Raw genomic sequence first — 2847 nt, forward strand, 5'->3', positions numbered from 1 at the left:
GAGCGACGCAATCCCGATGTCAACATCGGGATTATGGTCAAAGAGGCTCAGAAGAATTCGGCCTTTGCGGCAGCGACTTCCCTTGATGCGGCTGTCGAAATATTTGTGCGGCAGATCGAAAGGCCGAAAAACGTGGCTAGCGAAGGCAACAAATCGCGCGACAAATTTGCGGAGCTAAGTGCCGACCAAAATGATCACCGGGATTGCCGCTGCCCACCACCTATCCGCGCGATTCGCACTACCTCTTCTAGCGGTTTTCCGAATTTGTGCGGGCGAACAAGCGTGGATACGCGCAGCGTCCGGGGCCCATGCTTCCCAACAAAAAGTCGGAGCAAGAAATGGTACTGAACACCACTACAATCAGTGTCTCGGCTGATATATCAGACGGGACTCGGTTTGGTTCCACAACGATCTCGCAGTTTTTTTACCGAAAGGCTGTGGAACTCGAATACCCCGACGCGCAAAATAACTTGGGAGCGATGTCTCTGAATGGTGGTCTTGGCTGCCGAAGGACGATCGGGTCGCCGCCGAATTTCTTCGAAAAGCGGCAGATAAGGTCCTCGCGATGTCACAAAATACAACTAGGAGCATTGTATTCTGAGGGGCGAGGATTGCCCCGGGGACGATAAGCTCGCGGTTGAATGGTTTACAAAGGCCGCAGTGCAAGGAACGTCGATGCCCAGCTCAATTTGGCCATTCCCTACTACGAGGGAACTGGAGTTGAGCAGAGCAAGCCAAAACTGCTGAGTGGCTCGAGAAGGCTGCTGATCAGGGTGATGCAAAGGCGCGCCGGCTGCTCGATGAGATGGCGGTAAGCGGCCTTATGTCAGCGATCTGATTTCGGAAACATTCGCGCAAAAGTTCAAGAAACTTGGCAAAGTCTTTGAGTTCGGACCGACCTACGATCGTGTCCCGTTAGGTGTAGGTGCTGAGGTTAGGTGGCCATCAGTGTTTTTCCGGTGGGGTCGGGTTGTTCAGACCAACCTGATGGAATGATCACAGACGACCGACGATATGATGAACGTGCGTTCGCTTGTTGAGAAGAGTGGCGACGCCGATTTGTTACGGGATATGACTTTACCGCTGCCAGTTGATCTATCGGATCCGGCGAAGAATCGGTTGAACGGGATGGTCGGAGCGCGCGATCTGATCAGTGCCTGGCCGTGTTGGTTTGTAAGCAAATGTATCCGGACGCCTGAGAGCTACATCAGTATTCGAAATTCGACGGATCGGGATACATTACGGATACAAGAGGAGTGTCTTCTCGGGATTGCGCCAAATCAGTTGGAGAGAATGTGATGTCCGAAGAAATCAACCATCATCGCCGCGGTTTTCTGGGTATTGCCGTCATGAGCATTGCTGCTGCCGAGCTCGGTATGATCGGGACCGCAGACGCACAAGCCAAGACAGAGCGTGTGGTTTTACCCGATATCAAACCTGGGACGAACACGTCGTTCGGGCCACTCAAACAGATCGATGCTGGCGTTCTCAGCATCGGATATGCGGACGTCGGCCCTGCCGACGGTCCTGTGGTCATTCTTCTGCACGGTTGGCCCTATGACATTTACAGCTTCGTCGACGTCGCTCCACTGCTGGCGTCGGCAGGCTACAGGCTGATTGTCCCATATCTGCGCGGCTACGGCACCACACGGTTCTTCTCAAGTGAAACTGTGCGGAACGGTCAACAATCGGTGGTCGCTGCCGATATCATTGCGTTGATGGATGCGCTGAAGATACCCAAGGCAATCGTCGCTGGCTACGACTGGGGCGCGCGTACGGCGAACATCGTGGCCGCGCTCTGGCCTGAGCGCTGCAAGGCCATGGTCTCGGTGAGCGGCTACCTGATCGGCAGTCAGGAAGCCAACAAGAAGCCACTGCCGCCCAGGGCGGAGCTCGCCTGGTGGTACCAGTTCTACTTTGCCACGGAACGTGGGCGGCAAGGCTATGAGAGCAACCGGCATGATTTTGCGAAGCTCATTTGGCAAATCGCATCGCCGAAATGGAACTTTGACGATGCCACGTTTGACCGATCCGCAGAAGCCTTCAACAACCCGGATCACGTCGCGGTAGTGATCCATAATTACCGTTGGCGGTTGAGCCTGGCTGCTGGTGAGCCGCAATACGATGATCTGGAAAGGCGCCTCGCAGAAGGTCCGGTGATCACAGTGCCCACGATCACCCTTGAAGGCGATGCCAATGGTGCCCCGCACCCGGATCCCGCATCCTATCGCCAGAAATTCTCGGGCAAATACAGTCACCGGACAATTAAAGGCGGCATCGGCCACAATCTACCGCAGGAGGCCCCGCAGGCGTTTGCCCAAGCTGTCGTTGAAGTCGACGGATATTGATTGAACCATCTGCCATCGCAGTCAAAGGTTCCTCCATATTAATTTGCACAATAATAATTATCGTGATAAGTAGATGATTGACAGCGCATTGGAAATTGCGGTGACGCCGTGGCTGACAGAAATCGAGGACACTTTGCGATGGATCACATTGATCACATCCTGATCGTTGATGACGATCGGGAGATCCGTGAGCTGGTTTCGGGCTATCTCAAGAAGAGCGGCCTGCGCGTTAGCGTTGCAGCAGACGGGCGGCATATGCGGGCATTTCTCGAGGCAAATTCGGTCGATCTCGTCATCCTCGACGTTATGATGCCTGGCGATGACGGCCTGGTCTTATGCCGCGAATTGCGGGCGGGCAAACACAAGGCGACTCCTGTCCTTATGCTGACGGCGCGCAATGACGAAACCGATCGCATTGTAGGTCTCGAGATGGGCGCGGATGACTATCTTGCAAAGCCCTTTGCCGCACGGGAGCTACTGGCTCGGATCAAGGCAGTCT

3 protein-coding genes are annotated in these 2847 nt (G+C 54.8%); all 3 read left to right on the top strand.

From position 1 onward, the window contains the following. Positions 1 to 348 (top strand): hypothetical protein (locus AAAC48_RS10530; protein ID WP_340654131.1); only part of this gene is annotated, 348 nt, incomplete at its 5' end. Between the two features lie 950 nt (positions 349 to 1298). After that, positions 1299 to 2348 (top strand): alpha/beta hydrolase, encoded by a 1050-nt coding sequence (locus AAAC48_RS10535; RefSeq protein WP_340654132.1) that lies wholly within the window; start codon positions 1299 to 1301, stop codon positions 2346 to 2348. A gap of 138 nt (positions 2349 to 2486) precedes the next feature. Then, positions 2487 to 2847 (top strand): response regulator (locus AAAC48_RS10540; protein ID WP_340654133.1); only part of this gene is annotated, 361 nt, incomplete at its 3' end.

The sequence above is a fragment of the Phyllobacterium sp. genome (assembly GCF_037994405.1).
In the GTDB taxonomy this organism is placed as follows: Bacteria; Pseudomonadota; Alphaproteobacteria; order Rhizobiales; family Rhizobiaceae; genus Phyllobacterium.